12 protein-coding genes and 1 pseudogene are annotated in these 16,767 nt (G+C 67.1%); 8 read left to right on the forward strand and 5 right to left on the reverse strand.

Annotated features, from left to right (window positions below; all coding sequences use genetic code 11):
• Positions 1 to 216 precede the first annotated feature (216 nt).
• The gene (locus tag ACFVTC_RS33770; protein ID WP_390132269.1) at positions 217 to 1,416 is read right to left on the reverse strand and encodes an MFS transporter; all 1,200 of its coding nucleotides are present in this window, start codon (positions 1,414 to 1,416) and stop codon (positions 217 to 219) included.
• An 872-nt stretch (positions 1,417 to 2,288) separates the two neighbouring features.
• On the opposite strand from ACFVTC_RS33770, the gene ACFVTC_RS33775 reads away from it, so the two are divergent.
• Both ACFVTC_RS33775 and ACFVTC_RS33780 read left to right on the forward strand, forming a co-directional pair.
• Positions 2,289 to 2,465 carry an SDR family NAD(P)-dependent oxidoreductase gene (locus tag ACFVTC_RS33775; protein WP_390132270.1) on the forward strand — a complete coding sequence of 59 codons (177 nt, stop codon included), beginning with the start codon at positions 2,289 to 2,291 and terminating at the stop codon, positions 2,463 to 2,465.
• Positions 2,466 to 2,643: 178 nt separating this feature from the next.
• Complete coding sequence (locus ACFVTC_RS33780; protein ID WP_390132356.1) at positions 2,644 to 3,987, forward strand: PLP-dependent aminotransferase family protein; 1,344 nt, start codon at positions 2,644 to 2,646, stop codon at positions 3,985 to 3,987.
• Positions 3,988 to 4,311: 324 nt separating this feature from the next.
• On the opposite strand, the pseudogene ACFVTC_RS33785 reads toward ACFVTC_RS33780, so the two are convergent.
• From ACFVTC_RS33785 to ACFVTC_RS33795, 3 genes and pseudogenes are all read right to left on the reverse strand, one after another.
• Positions 4,312 to 4,809: pseudogene (locus ACFVTC_RS33785) on the reverse strand (zinc-binding dehydrogenase); the annotation flags it as partial.
• Positions 4,810 to 4,827: 18 nt separating this feature from the next.
• Positions 4,828 to 5,133 (reverse strand): DUF427 domain-containing protein, encoded by a 306-nt coding sequence (locus ACFVTC_RS33790; RefSeq protein ID WP_390132271.1) that lies wholly within the window; start codon positions 5,131 to 5,133, stop codon positions 4,828 to 4,830.
• A 365-nt stretch (positions 5,134 to 5,498) separates the two neighbouring features.
• Positions 5,499 to 5,867, reverse strand: a complete 369-nt coding sequence (locus ACFVTC_RS33795; RefSeq protein WP_390132272.1) for a GNAT family N-acetyltransferase — start codon at positions 5,865 to 5,867, stop codon at positions 5,499 to 5,501.
• A gap of 183 nt (positions 5,868 to 6,050) precedes the next feature.
• Between ACFVTC_RS33795 and ACFVTC_RS33800 the strand changes: the two genes are divergently transcribed.
• The gene (locus tag ACFVTC_RS33800) at positions 6,051 to 6,401 is read left to right on the forward strand and encodes a GNAT family N-acetyltransferase (RefSeq protein WP_390132273.1); all 351 of its coding nucleotides are present in this window, start codon (positions 6,051 to 6,053) and stop codon (positions 6,399 to 6,401) included.
• A 737-nt stretch (positions 6,402 to 7,138) separates the two neighbouring features.
• Here the strand turns inward: ACFVTC_RS33800 and ACFVTC_RS33805 are convergent.
• On the reverse strand, positions 7,139 to 8,176 hold the full coding sequence (locus ACFVTC_RS33805; RefSeq protein WP_390132274.1) for a LacI family DNA-binding transcriptional regulator: 1,038 nt from the start codon (positions 8,174 to 8,176) through the stop codon (positions 7,139 to 7,141).
• Between the two features lie 383 nt (positions 8,177 to 8,559).
• On the opposite strand from ACFVTC_RS33805, the gene ACFVTC_RS33810 reads away from it, so the two are divergent.
• The 5 genes from ACFVTC_RS33810 (at position 8,560) to ACFVTC_RS33830 (ending at position 16,591) form a co-directional block, all read left to right on the forward strand.
• Positions 8,560 to 9,390, forward strand: a complete 831-nt coding sequence (locus ACFVTC_RS33810) for a carbohydrate ABC transporter permease (protein WP_390132275.1) — start codon at positions 8,560 to 8,562, stop codon at positions 9,388 to 9,390.
• The gene (locus ACFVTC_RS33815) at positions 9,387 to 10,208 is read left to right on the forward strand and encodes a carbohydrate ABC transporter permease (RefSeq protein ID WP_390132276.1); all 822 of its coding nucleotides are present in this window, start codon (positions 9,387 to 9,389) and stop codon (positions 10,206 to 10,208) included. The genes ACFVTC_RS33810 and ACFVTC_RS33815 overlap by 4 nt, the downstream gene beginning before the upstream one ends.
• Positions 10,205 to 12,946, forward strand: a complete 2,742-nt coding sequence (locus ACFVTC_RS33820; protein WP_390132278.1) for a family 78 glycoside hydrolase catalytic domain — start codon at positions 10,205 to 10,207, stop codon at positions 12,944 to 12,946. Before ACFVTC_RS33815 ends, ACFVTC_RS33820 begins: the two co-directional genes overlap by 4 nt.
• Positions 12,947 to 12,974: 28 nt before the next feature.
• Positions 12,975 to 14,237 carry an ABC transporter substrate-binding protein gene (locus ACFVTC_RS33825; RefSeq protein ID WP_390132279.1) on the forward strand — a complete coding sequence of 421 codons (1,263 nt, stop codon included), beginning with the start codon at positions 12,975 to 12,977 and terminating at the stop codon, positions 14,235 to 14,237.
• Positions 14,238 to 14,383: 146 nt separating this feature from the next.
• On the forward strand, positions 14,384 to 16,591 hold the full coding sequence (locus ACFVTC_RS33830; protein WP_390132280.1) for an alpha-L-rhamnosidase C-terminal domain-containing protein: 2,208 nt from the start codon (positions 14,384 to 14,386) through the stop codon (positions 16,589 to 16,591).
• The last annotated feature ends 176 nt before the right edge of the window (positions 16,592 to 16,767 follow it).

Raw genomic sequence — 16,767 nt, forward strand, 5'->3', positions numbered from 1 at the left:
ATGCGACAGGGCGCATAGCGGGGCACCTGCGGCGGCCTGCTACCTGTAGGTCGACCGCCCGGCCGCCGGCCGCCAGCTGACCGGCTCCCGGATGAGCTGGTCCAGCTGGGCCGCGACCTACTGATCACCCTGATCGCGATCGCGGAAATGGGGTATATCGCCACCGCTGATCCGGTTGTCGCGATCGGCGTGCGTCGGCGAGCAGTGGTGACCCGCTCAGGGTCGAGTGAGGCCTGGATGACGGTGAGGGTCGTCATGATTACTCACCGTACTGATCGTGTCGGTGTGCGGGTTGCGTGCGGCGAGGACGGTGAACAGGGTGGCGACGATGGCAAGTCCGCCGTATCCGAGGGCGATCTGCGGTAGCGAGAAGGCGTTCGAGAGCTGGCCTGAGATGAGGCTGGGGAAGGCGGCGCCGCTGTAGCAGAGGAGGTAGATCGTGCTGAAGGTCGGCGCCCGGTCGGCGAGTGTGCTGTCGTAGAGCAGGCCGCGGGTGGCGGCACTGATGGCGATGCCTTGACCGGCGCCGGCGACGACGGTTGCGGCGATGAACAGCGCCAGTGTGCCGATGGCGATCGCTGCAACGATGCCGATCCATCCGGCCAGGAAGATGGTCATGCCGATGCGTTGGGCTGCCGCGGATGTGAAGCGGCCGCCGACGGGGGCGCCGAGAACACTGGGGGCCATGTAGGCAGCGAACACCAGTCCGAGGAGGAGTGGGCTGTGGGTGTGGAGTTGATCTGCGACCAGCGCGGGCATGAATGCCTGGTAAAAGGCCCCGGTCGCCCAGGTGGCCAAGAACACCGCGGCCGCAACAGGGAGCAGGTGCCTGACCCGGGCCGGTACGCGGACCCGGGGTATCAGTGATCGCCAAGCGCCTGGCGTCGACTTCGCGGTTTCCGGGCTGATGACGATCAGTGCGGCAGCCAGTACGAGGAGACCGGCGCAAACCAGGTAGATGAGCTCGCGTGGCCAGGGTGCGAACTGGACCAGGGCGCCGGAGGCGATGGCGCCGAGGGTGAGACCGAGCATGGGTCCCTGGCTGGACGCGACGGAGGCCAACCATTCCGGCCTGTTAGGTGCGGTGTCGACGATGTAGGAGGTGAGGCTGCTGCTGGCCAATCCCGCACCGACGCCCATCAGTAGCCGACCGGCCAGCAGAGTGCCGAGGTCGTACACGTTCAGCAGCAGCAGACAGCCCAGCAGGAGCAGGCCGAGGCTGGCGATCGCTGTGAGCCGCCGGCCCAGATGATTGGAAAGTCGTCCCAGCACCAACAGTGTGGCGATAGTGCCGACGGAGTACGTGACGACGGCCAGCGAGATGCTGGCGTTGGTGAACCCATCCTCGGCCCGGTAGGTGTTGAACAGGGGGATCGGTGCGGCCGTCGCGGCAAACGAGGCCACCAGGGAGGCCACCGCAGATATGAATGCCAGACGGGGCGACTTACCCCCGCGAGCCAGGTTGATCACTGGTGTCACATCCTGCATCTAGCCGTGCCTTTCTATTGTTCTGAACCAACCCCGGGGCTTCCGGAAATCCGGGCTGTGTCCTGTCCAAGGCGCCGACGCCCGGCAGGGCTGGGCTGACACACTCCGGCCGAATGACGCACCACGAGAAACCACGCGTAAGCAAGAAGTCACAATGAATGGATGTCAGCGTCCGTCTCGTCAGCGTCGAACCGCGGCGCCGTCTTACCAACCACGTCGCGGCCAGCCCGCACCGCCGTTCGCCTCGCCCGTTCCTCGTCGCCCTCCCGCCGCCGCCTGCACCGGTGAGCGTGGTGCGACACCGAGGGGCGGCGTACCTAGGGATGGTGAGCCGACAAGGTGCCAATCGGTCTAGGGCGAACGACCCGTCGGCACTACCTTCCTGGCCGTGCTGCGGTAAAGGTGTCGTGCGCTTCGGAGGCCGTCACAGGCAACCATGTCGAAACGCCGGACGGCTTTTCCGGGTCGTGCTCGATCGGCGTCTGGGCAGAGGTATTCAGCCTCGCGAAATCGGGTACCTGACCTGCTCTCTCCTCTCAATAAGTCATTCCGAAACGATCAGTAAGCCCGGCCGTTTAAGCGAACGGTTTGACCGGGGTGGTAAGGGTTACTGACCTGCTGCCGAGACGAGGCCGTCAAAGGTGATATTGGAATTTCGGTAAGACGGCGCGGAGGATCGACGCTCATCAGACAGGTGCAGGGGCAATCCGGTAGCCCCTCTCGCTCGTCGGAGTCGCGTCATGCGCCACGAGGCGTGGGAGAGGCCATCCCACGCTCCGCGTTGAAAGGAACTCTTATGCGTGACGGCTGGACTTGTTGGCGAGACCGCACTGATCACCGGCTCTGGCCGCGGCATTGACGCAGCGATTGCGACCGGACTTGCCCATGCCGGAGTCGATGTCATCCCTCTCTCCCGCACCGCCAACCAACTCAACGAAACCGTCATCGCCATCAGAGCAAGCACCGTCGAGCGTTGAGGTTCGCATCGTGACTACCGATCTGACCAACGCCAACCAGCGCACCGCGGCCACCGACTGCCTGCTGCCCGGCGGCCTGGTTGATGTTCCGATCAACAATGCGGCCACTGTCGGGCACCTCGGCGCCCGCACCAGGATCAGTCCAGCGCAGCTACGGCAGGCCCTTGAGAATGATCTGATGCAAGCTGGACGGGGTGTGCGACGTGCGCTGGCCGAAGCCGTGCGCGAAGCGGTCCGCACCGGCCGCCTGCCCCCGGGGTCACGGTTGCCCTCCTCCCGCCAGCTCGCCACCGATCTCGGCCTTGCTCGCAACACCGTGGCTGACGCCTATACCGACCTCGTCGCCGAAGGGTGGCTCACCGCTCGCGGAGGCTCGGGCACGCTCGTGGCAGACAGGATGAACACTCGGCCGATCTTGGCGCGCTCGGCCGCTGAGTCGTCCGGAGACCGTTGGCACGACCTGATCCCAGGGAACCCCGACCTCACCGCTTTTCCTCGTGCAGCGTGGCTGAAGGCCACACGCCGCGCCCTGGCGGCGGCCCCCGCCAACGCGCTCGGATACGGCGACCCCCGCGGTCGGCCGGAACTACGGGCCGCACTCGCGGACCATCTCGCTCGAGCCCGGAGCGTGTACGTGAGTCCGGATCACATACTGATCTGCGCCGGCGTCTCCCACGGCCTGCAAATCCTGAGCGGAGTCCTGGCCAGGCGGGGGTCGGGGAACGTCGCCGTCGAGTCCTACGGCGTAGACAAGTACCGTGAGCTGCTGGCGGCTGCTGGACTGAAGACCGTTGTGCTTCCCTTCGATACCCACGGGACCGACCCGGTGCCGCCAGCCGGCACCGATGCGGTCCTACTCACACCGGCTCACCAGTTCCCTGTGGGCACGGCGCTGCAGCGCGATCGCCGGACGGCCGTCGTGGAGTGGGCCAGACGGACCGGCGGCTTGGTCCTGGAGGATGACTACGACGGTGAGTTCCGGTTCGGCCACCAGTCTGTCGGGGCACTCCAAGGGCTCGACCCCGACCATGTGGTCTACCTGGGTAGCGCCAGCAGGTCCCTTGCTCCTGGCCTGCGGCTGGCCTGGATGGCGCTGCCTCCCGCACTCGCTGAGGAAGTCGTGGCGGCCAAGGGGCAGATCGACTCGTGCGAGGTACTCAGCCAGCTGACGATGGCGGAGTTCATCACGTCCGGCGCTTACGACCGTCACGTGCGTGCTGCGCGTCGCCGCTACCGCGATCGGCGAGACGCTCTCGTCACCGCCCTTGCCCAGCACGCCCCAGAGGTGCGCGTCATCGGGACATCGGCTGGCCTGCACACCGTGCTCGCTTTGCCGCCCGGGACCGAACAGCAGGTCCTTCAGGCAGCAACCCGGCAGGGCCTCAAAGTGGCTGGCCTGTCTCGATACCGCCATGAACGGTCCCTGGACGCCCTGTCCGATGCCCTCGTCGTTGGATACGGGGTGCCCTCCGACGCAGCCTGGCCTCAGGCGCTTTCCGCACTCGTGCGGATCCTTTCCTGACGCGCCCCCGATGCCCTGGACAGGGTGTCCGCGGACGGCAGTGTCCTGCGGGACCTGCACCGGTTGGAAGCGCCGGGGCGCCGAGTCCGGGGTCGGAACGAAGCCCGGCTGACTGGGAGCCGGGCGCTGGTCTCGGGCCTCCTGCCCCCCTTCCTGAACGTGTTCGCCCCTCCCTCTTACGGCAACGGGACCTGCCGGGCTTCCGGACTTGGTAGACCAGGCCGTCACTGCTTGGCGGCCTGGAGCCGGAGATCGGACCTGCCGTCTTTGTCGAACAAAGAGGGCGCCAGGTTGCTGTCGGAACTGCTGAACACCTCCTGGTGATCACGGAGTTGCCGCACCCGGCGATCGCTGGAGGTCTTCGGTGACCCGGATGATCGTCCTACCGGTGACACGCTGCTCCGGGGCGAAGACGGCGGCTGCCTCGGTCAGCGGGTGCACCGCGCCGACCCGCACGTCGAGCCGCCCGTTCTGGAACCGCTGCGCCAGGTCCTCAAGGCGCGCGTGGTCGGGTTCCACGACGAAGAAGATCGCCCGTCCGTCCTTGGGTAGGACTGTGGGCGGCTGAGCGATCGTGACGAACGTCCCGCCGGCGCGTACGAGCGCGGCTGAGCGGTCGAGGATGTCACCGCCGATCACGTCGAACACCACGTCGACTTCGCCGACGTCCTCCAGCCGGCTGGCCTTGAGATCCAGGAACGTATGCGCGCCGAGAGCGAGGACTGTGCTCTGGTCGGCGGAACGACTGGTGCCGATCACCCGGGCTCCCGCCTCCAGCGCGAGCTGCACCGCGATCGAACCGACGGCACCCGCGGCGCCGTGCTCAGCGCCTGTGCCCTTTCAGTTCTCGATCCTGACCTGGCGTGTATCGAAGGCGACGTAGCCGCTGAAGTCGCGACCCACACGGCTCGCCGCCGACTCCTTGATGTTCGGGTAAGACCAAGCCCCGTCCCTGAGCGTGACCTCGCCGACCACAACGTCGTGATACTGCGCCCTCCCCTTCCAGGGGCAGGTGTACGGAGTCGGGCTATCGCAGAGCGCGCCGGCCGCAACTGAGTCCGGCGGGAAGTAGATATTTCCCTCAATACTGATTACCGCTTCGCTCGCGGCCTCGGCCACGGCGGTCTCCCCAATCACTGCCTTCATTGGTCTTTCCCCTCATCGATCGCCACATCTGCCATCGTGAGCGCAGACGAACCAATCCTTCGCACTTTGGCTCTCCAGGTCACGATCACCGGTTGAGACGCCAGGCTTCAGTCGGGCGTCCAGTCGGTGCAGTCACAGCCAGGTCGTGTATTCGTCGGAGGATGGCGTCGGGTGGACTCCGCTTCTTACCCGCGTCTTGACGCTACGGGAGATCGGGGAGACGTGAGCTCATCAACGCTCGCCAGGGTGCCGAATCACCCTGACCTGCGGCTGGTCGCCGGATTCCGCCCAGGTGCCCGAGGCGGCACGTCGTGAGGCCGTGACGGGGCTCCTTCGAGGGGACTGCTGATTGCGGCCCAGTAGTCTCAGCCGCCAGCCGCCACCTGCGCCGACTCGGCAGCAGCACGATCGGAGTATCCCGGGTGCCGGGCGTCGACCAGATCGGCGTAGGCGGTTGTTCGCGAGAGGTAGTCGACCACGAAGGGGCAGATTGCGGTGATCGTGCCCTCGCGGGTGCGGATCTCGTCGAACACGCGCCGCACCAGCGCGCCCGCCACACCCTGGCGCTGATGGTTCGCCTCGACTTCGGTGTGCCGAAGCGCGTACCGGTTGGGCTTCAGGTGGGTGTAGTGGAGCCAGCCGACCAGGTCGTCGTCACGGCAGAGCTCAAAGCGGCCTCGATCCGTGTTGTCGGTCAGCTGCTCAGTTACCGGAACCTGCACTTCGCCGCTCATCGCCTTACCCCTTCAGGGCGTCTCACGTAGACCATTCGAACAGTCCATCCTCGGACCTTCTAGTCCAGTATGACGATTCTCTTCTGGCAAGTGCATTATAAATTGGACTCGATGGTCCATTCGCAGACCTGGTGAGGGCTGCTCGGGATCACTGACCGAAGACGAACGAGGCGAGAAGAGAACATGCAGCCTTCACCGGCCGCCGTTGAGGTACGCAACGACGAAGCCACCCGCCTCTGCGAGGCACTGATCGATGACCAGGTCGTCGGTACGTTGGCATACGAGACGACCAGCGGATGTGCCACGCTCACCCACTCTTATGTGGATCCAGATCAACGGCATCGGGGCATCGCGTCTGCCCTAGCGCGCCACGCCCTGGAAGACCTGGCTCAGGGGCCGGCCAAGGTTGGCATCTACTCCGGTTTTGTCGCCGACTATGTCCAGGACCACCCCGAGTGGAACGACGCCGTCAACATCAGCCGCTCGGCCTTCATCGCCACTCGCACCGCGCGAGACACGACCAGCGAGCGCTGACACTGTGAAGTAGCCGCACGCTGCCATCGAGCCTGAGGTCATCGTCACTTCGACGCGTCGACAGACGCGAACACGACTGAGCCGCATGCCCCGCATCCGCACGTCTCGCCGCGCCCGGCAGGGAACAGCCCGCCGGGCCCGGACGCGTCCGGCGCCGTCGCCACTCTTCCTTGACCTCGGTGAGGTCACGTAACTCGCCCCGGAGGTGGGTGCGCTGCTGCTGTCCGCGGCAGCCGGGGCCCGTGTCCTGATCACCCGCGCCTCGCCGCCTCAGCCTGCGCCAGCTGGAAGAGCTGGGCATGCACCACCTCCAGCGGCGCTCCGCCGCCCGGGGACCCGAGCTGATCAGGCTCCACGTTTCTGCACGACCCGTGCGCTTCTCTCGGAGAAGGGCAGTCCGCGCTTGCCCAGGTTCAGGCCGGCGCTGCCTACGCCCTTGTTGCCCTTGTGGCCCGGACAGTTCAAACTGCGGGTCTGATCGGCGCCCGCGACTTTCAGCACACCGGGCCCCCGCGGGGACGTGACCGCGCACTGGGCTGGTCGTCTCGTACGTCGTGATGGGGTTTGCGGCCGCAGATGCGGAGGGCGAGGTAAGTCGGGGAGTTGGGCCAGTGCGAGGCTGGCCATGTGTCCGCCGACGCAGCCGCCTACCGGCATAGGCGGCAGTTTCCGGGACGGTAGTTGCGGTCCCGGAGCTGCCCGGTCTGTCGCTAGCGGGCGTGTCCTGTGGTCGGTGGTCACACGGGCGGGTGACCAGTGGTGCGGCGGGCGACGAGGGTCGGCGAGAACTTGATCTGGGCCGTGGGCCGTGTGCGGTCGGCGATCCGGTCCAGGAGAAGCTGGGCGGCAGTGGAGCCGATATGGCGACCCGCCTGGTCGACGCTGGTCAGCGAGATCGGGCCGAGAGCAGCGAAGGAAGTGTTGTCATAGCCCGAGATCGAGATGTTCTCGGGTACGAGGAGACCGGCTTCGGAGACCGCTTGGATGACCCCCATGGCAACGATGTCCGCGCCGGCGAAGATGGCGGTGGGCGGCTGTGGGCGGGAGAGCAGTTGCTGGGCGCCCAGGTAACCTCCTTCCTGGGTATAGGTCGTGGAGACGATGTCGATCTCGCTGTCCAGTCCGCGGACGCGCATGGCCTGGCGGTATCCGTTTGCGCGGATGGCGTTGGGCATTTCCGCGATCCGCCGGGGATCGGTCTCATCGTGCTCGATGTGGGCGATGCGTCGGTGTCCGAGATCCGCGAGGTGGTCGACGACGAGCGCGGCTCCGGCCAGGTCGTCGTCGGAGACGGTGTCGTAGACGGCGGACTGGCCATGCCGCCCCACGACCACGGTCGGGACGATGCCGGCGAGGCGTTCGAGATGGGTTCGCGGTGAGATGGGTGCGACCAGAATCATGCCGTCCATGCCGCGGTCGACCATGGCCTCGGTGACCTTTGCCTCGGGCTCCTCGCCGTTGCGCCCCGGGGCGACGAGGACCTGGTAGTCGGTGTCCCACAGGGCATCGGTGATGCCGTCGAGGATCTCGGGAAAGAAGGGATTGCGGATGTCGGGCAGCATCACGCCGACCGTGTAGGTCTGCCCGCGCATGCCCCGGGCCGCTGCATACGGCCGGTAGCCGAGATCGGCAATCGCCTGTCGGACCTTCGCGCGCATCTGGGGGCTGGTCCCGTATGCGTTGCGCAGCACCTTGGACACCGCCGTAGTGGACACCTGCGCGTGCTTCGCCACGTCGACGATGGTGACGCGCTTGGGCTGCGCGGGGGGCTTCATGTGGAGTCCTCCAGATCGTCTATTGCGGGAAACGTTGCCCACTGTGTGGGCAGCCGCTCACGTGCTCCCTGATGCGGAAAGGTACCGCCCGCTGGGGCTTCTTCGCAGCTCATGGAGCGAAGTCGGCTGGCTGCCCTCGGTTAATGCGGTGCATCGTGTCCGACATCTTGACGTTACGTCGCGCCCCTCCCTAGGGTCTGTCCCACGTTTTGGGGAACGTTACCCACTCGAATTGAAACGTTTTAGAAGAGGGGGTGTGACTCGTGACCTCTGCCTCGAACGACCAGCTCACCCAGCCGGCTGCCGTCGTCCCAGGTCCATCCAGAAGAGGCTCCACGGGAGGCCGCCGCGCTCCCTCTCCGTGGTGGTTCGCTGCTCCTGCGATGGCGTTCTTCGCCTTTGTCGTGCTGGTGCCGAGCGTTCGGGGGGTGTACTACGCCTTCACCGACTGGGACGGTCTCGACCCGAACTTCTCCTTCGTCGGTCTCGACAACTTCTCCAGCCTCCTGGACGACCCGGTCGCGTTGCGGGCCGTCTGGCACACGCTGCTGATCGCGGTGGCGGTCACCGTCATCCAGAACACCTTCGGTCTCCTGCTGGCACTGGGGGTCAACAGCATCATCAAGACCCGCAACGTGCTGCGGGTTCTGCTCTTCGCCCCCGCGGTGATCACCCCGATCGTCACCGCCTATCTCTGGCGCAACCTCCTCGGACCAGACGGTGCGGTCAACAGCCTCCTTGGTGCGGTCGGTCTGAACTCACTCAGACAGGACTGGCTCGGCGACCCGCAACTGGCTCTGTGGTCGATCGTCGGAGTCATCGTGTGGCAGTTCGGCGGCTACTCCATGGTCATCTTCTTGGCGGGACTGCAGTCGGTACCCAAAGAGATCACTGAGGCGGCTGACATCGACGGCGCCGGCCCGGTCCGCCGGTTCTGGACGATCACCCGCCCGTTGCTGGCACCCGCGTTCACCATCAACCTGATGCTGTCGATCATCGGCGGGATCAAACTCTTCGACCAGGTCTACGCCCTGACGGGCGGTGGCCCCGGCCACGCCACCGACACACTGTCCACCCTCATCTACAAAGAGGCCTTCACCCTCGGCGAGTTCGGGTACAGCATCGCTCTGGCCGTCGTCCTCACGGTCATCGTGGCCGTCGCGTCGACCAGCCAGTACCTCCTTCTGGCCCGCGAAGAGAGGGCGGCCTCGTGAACCGCTACCGCAAACGTACCCTCGCGCTCGAACTCGTCATGATCGCCGTAGCCCTGGCGGTCGCCTTTCCGGTCTACGTCCTGGTCAACCTGTCCGTACGGCCGACCTCGGACACGTCGTCCCCCATCCGGCCGACCAGCGCCCCCACCTTCGACAACTTCAGCAAGGCCTGGCAGCAAGGGGGCCTGGGGGGTGCACTGTTCAACAGCGTGCTGGTCACGGCCGGCAGCGTGGTCATCATCCTGGCCCTCTCCTCATTCGCCGCATACCCCCTGGCTCGGTCAACCGCACGCTGGTCACGGGGGCTGTTCCTGCTGGTCATGCTCGGGCTGATCCTGCCCTTCCAGCTCGCCGCGCTCCCGCTCTACCAGACCATGCGCGACCTCGGTCTGCTGGGCACTCCCTGGGCGCTGATCCTTTACTACTCCGGCCTCCAGGTCCCCTTCACCACCTTCCTCTACACCGGATTCCTGCGTGCCCTGCCCCGCGACTTCGAGGACGCCGCACTCATCGACGGCTGCACACCCGCACAGAGCTTCCGCCACGTCGTCCTGCCCATGCTGAAACCGATCACCGTGACCGCGCTCGTCCTCAACGCCGTCTCCGTGTGGAACGACTTCTTTACCCCGCTGCTCTACCTCAGCGGCAGCAATCAGCAGACCCTGCCTGTGGCGATCGCCGGCTTCTTCGGCCAGTACGTCACCGACTGGAACCTCGTATTCGCCGCCCTGACGATCAGCATCCTGCCGATCCTGGCCGTCTACTTCGCGCTCCAGCGCAGGATCATCAGCGGCTTCGCCGGAGGACTGAAGGGATGATCCACGCAGTGAACCCACCGCTTCTTGCGCCCTATGCCCTGCAGGCCGAACAGCGCACGGAGCCGCTCGGCCTCGGCGAGAAGCGCCCGAGGCTCTCCTGGAAGCTTGGCTGCCGCCGCCGTGCGGCCGCCCAGAGCGGCTACCGCATCACCGTCGCGAAGCGCCCGGCGGACCTGGACACTCCGCGCCTTCTGCTGTGGGACAGCGGCCGCCGCGGCTCCTCTGAGACCCTCCTCATCCCCTGGCAGGGCCCCGCCCTGACCTCATCCACGCGCTACCACTGGCGCGTCGAGGTCTGGGACGAGACCGGCACCGCGGGAAGCAGTTCCCAGTCATGGTTCGAAACGGGGCTCCTGGATCCTGCCAACTGGACGGCCGTGTGGATCGGCCGCGACCTGGCCAGCCTTCCCCACCTCGATCCTCCCCAGGACGACGACCTCGAAGCCTCAGCGCTGCAGTCACCTCCCCTGCAACTACGGCGCGCCTTCCAGGTGCCGATCCAGCCGGCCCGGGCGCGGCTGTATGCCACCGCCCGCGGCGTGTACGAACCCCGTCTCAACGGTTCACGCGTCGGAGATGTCGAACTGCCCCCGGGCTGGACCGAATACCACCGTCGGCTGCAATACCAGACCTACGACGTCACAGAACTGATCACCGAAGGGCCGAACGTTCTGGCCGCCATCGTCGCCGACGGCTGGTGGAGCGGATACGTCGGCTTCGACCCCCGGCGAGCCGCACAGCACTACGGCCAGCGGCCGTCCTTCCTGGGGCAGTTGGTCCTGGACTTCGCCGACGGATCCCGCCAGGTGATCGCCAGCGGCCCCGACTGGACCGAGCAGGCCGGATCGATCCGCTCCGCCGGCCTGCTCATGGGCCAGGACACCGACGCACGCCGCCGCATCACGGGCTGGGATGCGCCCGGCCCCGTCCCGAGCGGATTCCGACCGGCCGCCGTCCTCGACACCGAGCCGGGTCCGCTAGTCGCCGAGCCCGACCACCCGATCCGCAACACCCGGCAACTGCCCGCGGTCGCGGTCCGTCTCCGCGAACCCGGCCGGTACATCGTGGACTTCGGTCGGAACCTCGTCGGCCGTGTCCAGCTGACCATCCGTCATGCCGAGCGGGGACACCGGATCGTCCTGCGCCATGGTGAAGTCCTCCAGGACGGCGAGCTGTACGTGGACAACCTGCGTCGCGCCCAGGCGACCGATTCCTACACCGCAGGCGGCACCGGGACCGAGGTTTTCGAACCACAGTTCACCGTACACGGTTTCCGGTACGCCGAGATCGACCACTACCCCGGCGATCTCGCCGTCGGCGACGTGACAGCTCACGTACTGCACAACGACACACCCGGGACCGGCAACTTTGCCTGCTCAGACCCTGTGGTCAACCAGGTGCAGTCGAACATCGCGTGGGGGCAGCGCGGCAACTTCCTCGCCGTCCCCACGGACTGCCCGCAGCGCGACGAACGCCTCGGCTGGCTGGCGGACGCCCAGATCTTCGCCCCTACCGCGAGCCGCAACGCGGATGTCGCCGCCTTCTACGCTCGCTGGATGCTGGACGTGCTTGACGGCCAGGATGAAGACGGCGCGTTCCGGGACGTCGCCCCCGTCATGACTCTGGACCGTGAGGCGGCGCCGGCCTGGGGCGATGCCGGGGTGATCATTCCCTGGCATCTGTGGCGCACCTACGGTGACCTGCGGGCGCTGGAGCAGTCCTTCGACGCGATGATCGCGTGGGTGGAACACATCCGGCGCCACAACCCCGACCTCAGATGGCAGCACCGGACCGGGAACTCCTACGGTGACTGGCTGCAGGTGGGGGTCACCACTCCACGCGATGTGATGTCGACCGCGTACTTCGCCCGCAGCACGCAGATCGTGGCGGCGGCCGCCGAGGTCCTGGGACGCTCGCGACAGGCAGCCCACTACCGCACACTGCACGCCGCTATCCGGACCGCTTTCGCCGAGTCCTACATCCGTGACGACGGCAGCATCGAAGGCGGCACTCAGACCGCCTACCTGCTGGCGCTGGGCTTCGATCTCGTACCCGAATCTCTTTGCGAAGCAGCCGTCGGCCAACTGGCCGCCGACATCGAGAAGCGCAACACCACTTTGACCACCGGTTTCGTCGGCACCGCCCTGCTCTGTCCGGTCCTGGCCGACTACGGACGCCCCGACCTCGCATACGCCCTGCTGCACCAGGACGAGTACCCCTCCTGGGGATACTCGGTCCGCCACGGCGCCACCACCATCTGGGAACGGTGGGACGGGTGGACCCAGCGCAGCGGCTTCCAGTCTGCCGCGATGAACTTCTTCAACCACTACAGCCTGGGCAGCGTCGGGGACTGGCTCTTCGGCCGTGTCGCCGGAATCGACCAGACACCCTCCTCGGTCGCCTACAGCGAGCTGCTCCTGCGCCCCCAACCCGAAGGCAGGCTCACCTGGGCCCACGCCGAACAGGACACTGCACGAGGACACGTCGCCTGCGGATGGAACCTGGCCGACGGACTGCTCACGGTGTCCTGCACCGTGCCGCCCGGCTCCACCGCCAGACTGCACCTGCCCACCCTCGAACCCGGAAGCGTCCAAGAAGGCGGAGAGCCCGCAGCCGGCCAGCCCGGCGTCCTCGCCGTGGAAGCCCATCCGGTCGGGGCCGCCGTGAAACTCGCTTCCGGCCACTACACCATCAGTGCCGTTGCCCCACAGCTCACTTCGACGGGCCGCCCCTCGTGAGCGCCGTCACCTCTCCACGGGAGACACCATGATAAGAACCAGGCCGTCCGCCCTCGTGGCGGCAGTGACGGCTGCCGGACTGCTGGCAGCCTGCAGCGGCGGCACCAACGCCGCGGGCGGGGATTCCTCTTCCACCTTGGTCATCGCCTCTCAGGACCAGGGATCCGTGGAAGGCGTCGTCAAGGCCTTCGAGAAGGCGAACCCCGGAATCCACGTCCGCCTCACCACCAGCGGCGCGGATCAGTACCAGCAGCAGATCCGCACCAAGCTCGCCTCCGGTACCGGACCGGACGTGATGTCCGTCTGGCCGGGCAACGGCAATCCCGCTGCTACCTACACCCTGGCCAAGCCCGGCTACCTTCTCGACCTTTCCGACCGGCCCTGGGCCGCGAAGCTGCCCACAGCGGTCAAGAAGGTTTCCCAATACCAAGGCAAGACCTACAACGGGCTCTTCGGGCTCAACGGCATCGGCGCCGTCTACAACCAGGACGCCCTGGACAAGGCGGGCCTCACCGCACCCGGCACATGGAACGGCCTCCTCGAATTCTGCCGGGACGCCTCCGCGAAGGGAACCCCTGCCTTCGCGCTCGGCATCCAGGACAACTGGGTCACCCAGATCGTCCTGTACGCACTCGTCGCCACCACCGTCTACGGGCCCGACCCGGACTTCGACAAGAAGATGCAGGCCGGCCAGGCCACCTTCGCGAAGTCGCCGTGGACCACCGCGATGGCCAAGTACCAGCAGATGAACAAGGCCGGCTGCTTCCAGAAGAACCCGCTGGGCACCAGCTACGAGGCCAGCCAGGAACTCGCCGCAACAGGCAAGACCCTGGGCATCATCCAGGGGAACTGGATCATCGCCCTGCTCAAGGGCAAGAACCCCAGCGGAAAGTTCACCCTCAAGACGCTGCCGGCCACGGACACGCCCGCCAAGTTCCTCATGCCCGCCGCGACCGGCACCGGGTACGGCGTCAACGCCAAGGCCAAGCATAAGGACCTCGCGCTGAAGTTCGTCGACTTCGTCATGTCGCCCCAGGGCATGAACCTCTTCGTCAAGGCGCAGGGAAGCCTTCCGACCCTGTCGGACACGGGCTTCACTCCCGACCCCTCCCTCGCCGAGCTGTCCACGTTCGTCAACGATGGCCGCACCGTGCCCTTCATGGACCAGCTCTGGCCCAACCCCAAGGTGCAGCAGACCATGCTCAGCGGCCTGCAGGAGATCTTCAGCTCACAGTCCACGCCGGACAAGGTGCTCCGGTCCATGGACGCTGACTACAAGTCCGGTTCCTGACACAAACTCCCGGCCGGGGGAGCCGCCCCGGCCGCTCCTGGCACTCCTGATTCTCAAACTCCAAGGGAGAACACACCACTATGTTGAAACGTTTCAATTCCGGAGTTGCCGGCAGGCCCCGCACCCTCAGGCGCTCTCGCGTCGTCGTGGCCGTGGCCGTCCTCGCCGCCGTGGGGTCGGTCGGTCTCCCGGCCGAGGCCTCGACGCAGAAGCATGCCGACTGGCGCTCGTACGTGCTGGCGCCCTCCTCGCCCGAGGTGAGCCCGGTCAGCGTGGAGAGCCGGGGCGACGTCAGCCACGCCACGTCGCTGGTCACCGGCAAGAAGAAGCCGAAGGCGACGACCCTGACGACGGTGGCCGGAGGCGCGCCGGCCTCGGTGCTCCTGGATTTCGGGAAGGACATCGCCGGCACGCCACACATCGACGTCACCGCGATCGAGGGCAGCCCGACGCTGTCGCTGGCCACGTCCGAGGCCCGTCGCTACATCCGCACGCCGGCCTCGACGACCCTCTCGGCCGCCGCGGTGTCCGGCGCCACGCAGGTCAGCGTCGCCTCCACGGCGAACCTCGAAGTCGGCAACACCGTCACCTTCGGTACCGGCACGACCGCTCAGACCCGTACGGTAACCGCCTTCGACGCCACCGCCAAGACCGTCTCCTTCAAGCCCGCCCTGACCGGAGACGTCCCGGCCCAGACGGCGACGGCGTCCTCACCGGGCGCCCCCAGCTCGGACGAGTCCCGCGGGCTCGCGGGCGTCGGCGGCATCGACACCCTCCAGCCCGCCGGCACGGGCCGGATCAGCGCCAGCTACCACCCCGGGTTCCGGTTCGTCCTGCTCACCCTCACCTCGCCGGGAAGCATCTCCCTCTCCGCCGCCGGCGTCGACTTCCAGGGCGTGCGGGCAACTCCGGCGGACTACAAGGGCTGGTTCCTCTCCAGCGACGACCAGCTCAACAGGATGTGGTACTCCGGCGCCTACACGCTGCAGCTCAACCTGAAGCCCGCCGGGCTCAACGGCCTGGCCGACAAGCGCATCTACGACGGCGCCAAGCGGGACCGCAGCATCTGGACCGGCGACCTCCTGGTCCAGGGCCCCACCGCCATCAGTGCCCTCGGCGACGAAGGCGCCAGCTACGTCAGGTCCTCGATCGACGTCCTGCTCGCCACGCAGCGCGCCGACGGAGCCATCCCCGGCTCCCCCGACTTCCGCAAGGGCAGCAACCCCGCCGGCTCACCGCTGTTCTACTCCAACAACTACTCCGGCTACGGCGCACGAGCGGCCATGGACTACTACCGGTACACCGGCGACAAGGACTACATCACCAAGATCCTGCCCGCCCTTCGTGCGGAACTCGCCTATAACGACCGCTCCCTGACCGCTAACCACCTCGTGGCCTCCAACGACCGCGACTACTGGCAGGCCAGCCAGACGGGGGAGGTCACCAAGTACAGCATCGACTACTACATCCTGCTCAAGGACATGGCCTGGCTGGAGCGGCAGGCCGGCTCCCCCGCCCTCGCCGACGAGCACGACGCCAAGGCCGAGTCGATCAAGCAGGCCGTCAACGCCACGCTGTGGAACCCCCAGCTGGGTGCCTACGGACAGAGCAGCGACCACCCCGACGTGCTGGTCGAGGACGCCAACGCCCTCGCCCTGCAGTACGGCTTCGTCCCTGCCGAGCGCCGCGCCAGCGTCCTGAAAGCCCTCAAGACGCTGTGGACCCCGCACGGCGCGATCATGGGTCCGGGGCTGGTCGACCCGACCGGTCACACCATCGAGCCCTTCGGCAACGGCATGGAGACCGCCGGACGCTTCACCGTCAACGACGCCGACGGCGCCTTCGACCTGATGCGCCGCACCTGGGGCCAGATGGTCGACAAGAACGACCCCCTCTACACAGGCGCGTTCTGGGAGTTCAAGAACAACGACGGGGGCGTCAACCGCGCCACCGCCAGCCTCGCCCACGGCTGGGCCGCCTCCCCGACCGTCCAGCTCACCGAGCAGGTCCTGGGCGTCACCCCCGTCAACCCGGGCTACGCCTCCTGGAGCATCAAGCCCCACACCGGGGACCTGAAGTGGGCGCAGGGCCTGGTCCCGACCAAGTACGGCGACATCGCGGTGAACTGGCAGTCCAAGGCCCACGACGCCAAGCTCGCCCTGCACGCCAGCACACCCCGGAACACCTCCGGCACCATCGCCGTTCCGGTGACCGGCAAGTCCACCGTCAAGATCAACGGACGCACGGTGTACACCCGCGGCGGATGCACCGCCTTCAAGGGCACCGTCACCGACGGCTACGCCCAGTTCGTCGTGCCCGGCGGCACGTACGACATCACCGTCAGCCGCGGCTGACACCTGCCGGCCGGGTCTCCGCGCGTTCCTCCCCGCGCGCGGGGACCCGGCTCTCCGGCTGTGCCCCGGCCGGTCACAAGCAGGCCCGCCGCCGCGGCGAGCACTCCCCTCCTTAGGTCTCGATCTCCGCAGCACAAGGCAGGCCAGCCCGGCTTGTTCACTCACTGCACCCTTTG

Origin of the sequence: Streptomyces sp. NPDC057950, assembly GCF_042887295.1 — a bacterium.
GTDB classification, from domain to species: domain Bacteria; phylum Actinomycetota; class Actinomycetes; order Streptomycetales; family Streptomycetaceae; genus Streptomyces; species Streptomyces kaempferi.

Bases quoted from the DNA above. Each gene is read 5' to 3' on its own strand.
- ACFVTC_RS33780 (WP_390132356.1), top strand. From the start codon at position 2,644: ATGCAAGCTGGACGGGGTGTGCGACGTGCGCTGGCCGAAGCCGTGCGC.
- ACFVTC_RS33790 (WP_390132271.1), bottom strand. From the start codon at position 5,133: ATGAAGGCAGTGATTGGGGAGACCGCCGTGGCCGAGGCCGCGAGCGAA.
- ACFVTC_RS33795 (WP_390132272.1), bottom strand. From the start codon at position 5,867: ATGAGCGGCGAAGTGCAGGTTCCGGTAACTGAGCAGCTGACCGACAAC.
- ACFVTC_RS33800 (WP_390132273.1), top strand. From the start codon at position 6,051: ATGCAGCCTTCACCGGCCGCCGTTGAGGTACGCAACGACGAAGCCACC.
- ACFVTC_RS33805 (WP_390132274.1), bottom strand. From the start codon at position 8,176: ATGAAGCCCCCCGCGCAGCCCAAGCGCGTCACCATCGTCGACGTGGCG.
- ACFVTC_RS33810 (WP_390132275.1), top strand. From the start codon at position 8,560: ATGGCGTTCTTCGCCTTTGTCGTGCTGGTGCCGAGCGTTCGGGGGGTG.
- ACFVTC_RS33820 (WP_390132278.1), top strand. From the start codon at position 10,205: ATGATCCACGCAGTGAACCCACCGCTTCTTGCGCCCTATGCCCTGCAG.
- ACFVTC_RS33825 (WP_390132279.1), top strand. From the start codon at position 12,975: ATGATAAGAACCAGGCCGTCCGCCCTCGTGGCGGCAGTGACGGCTGCC.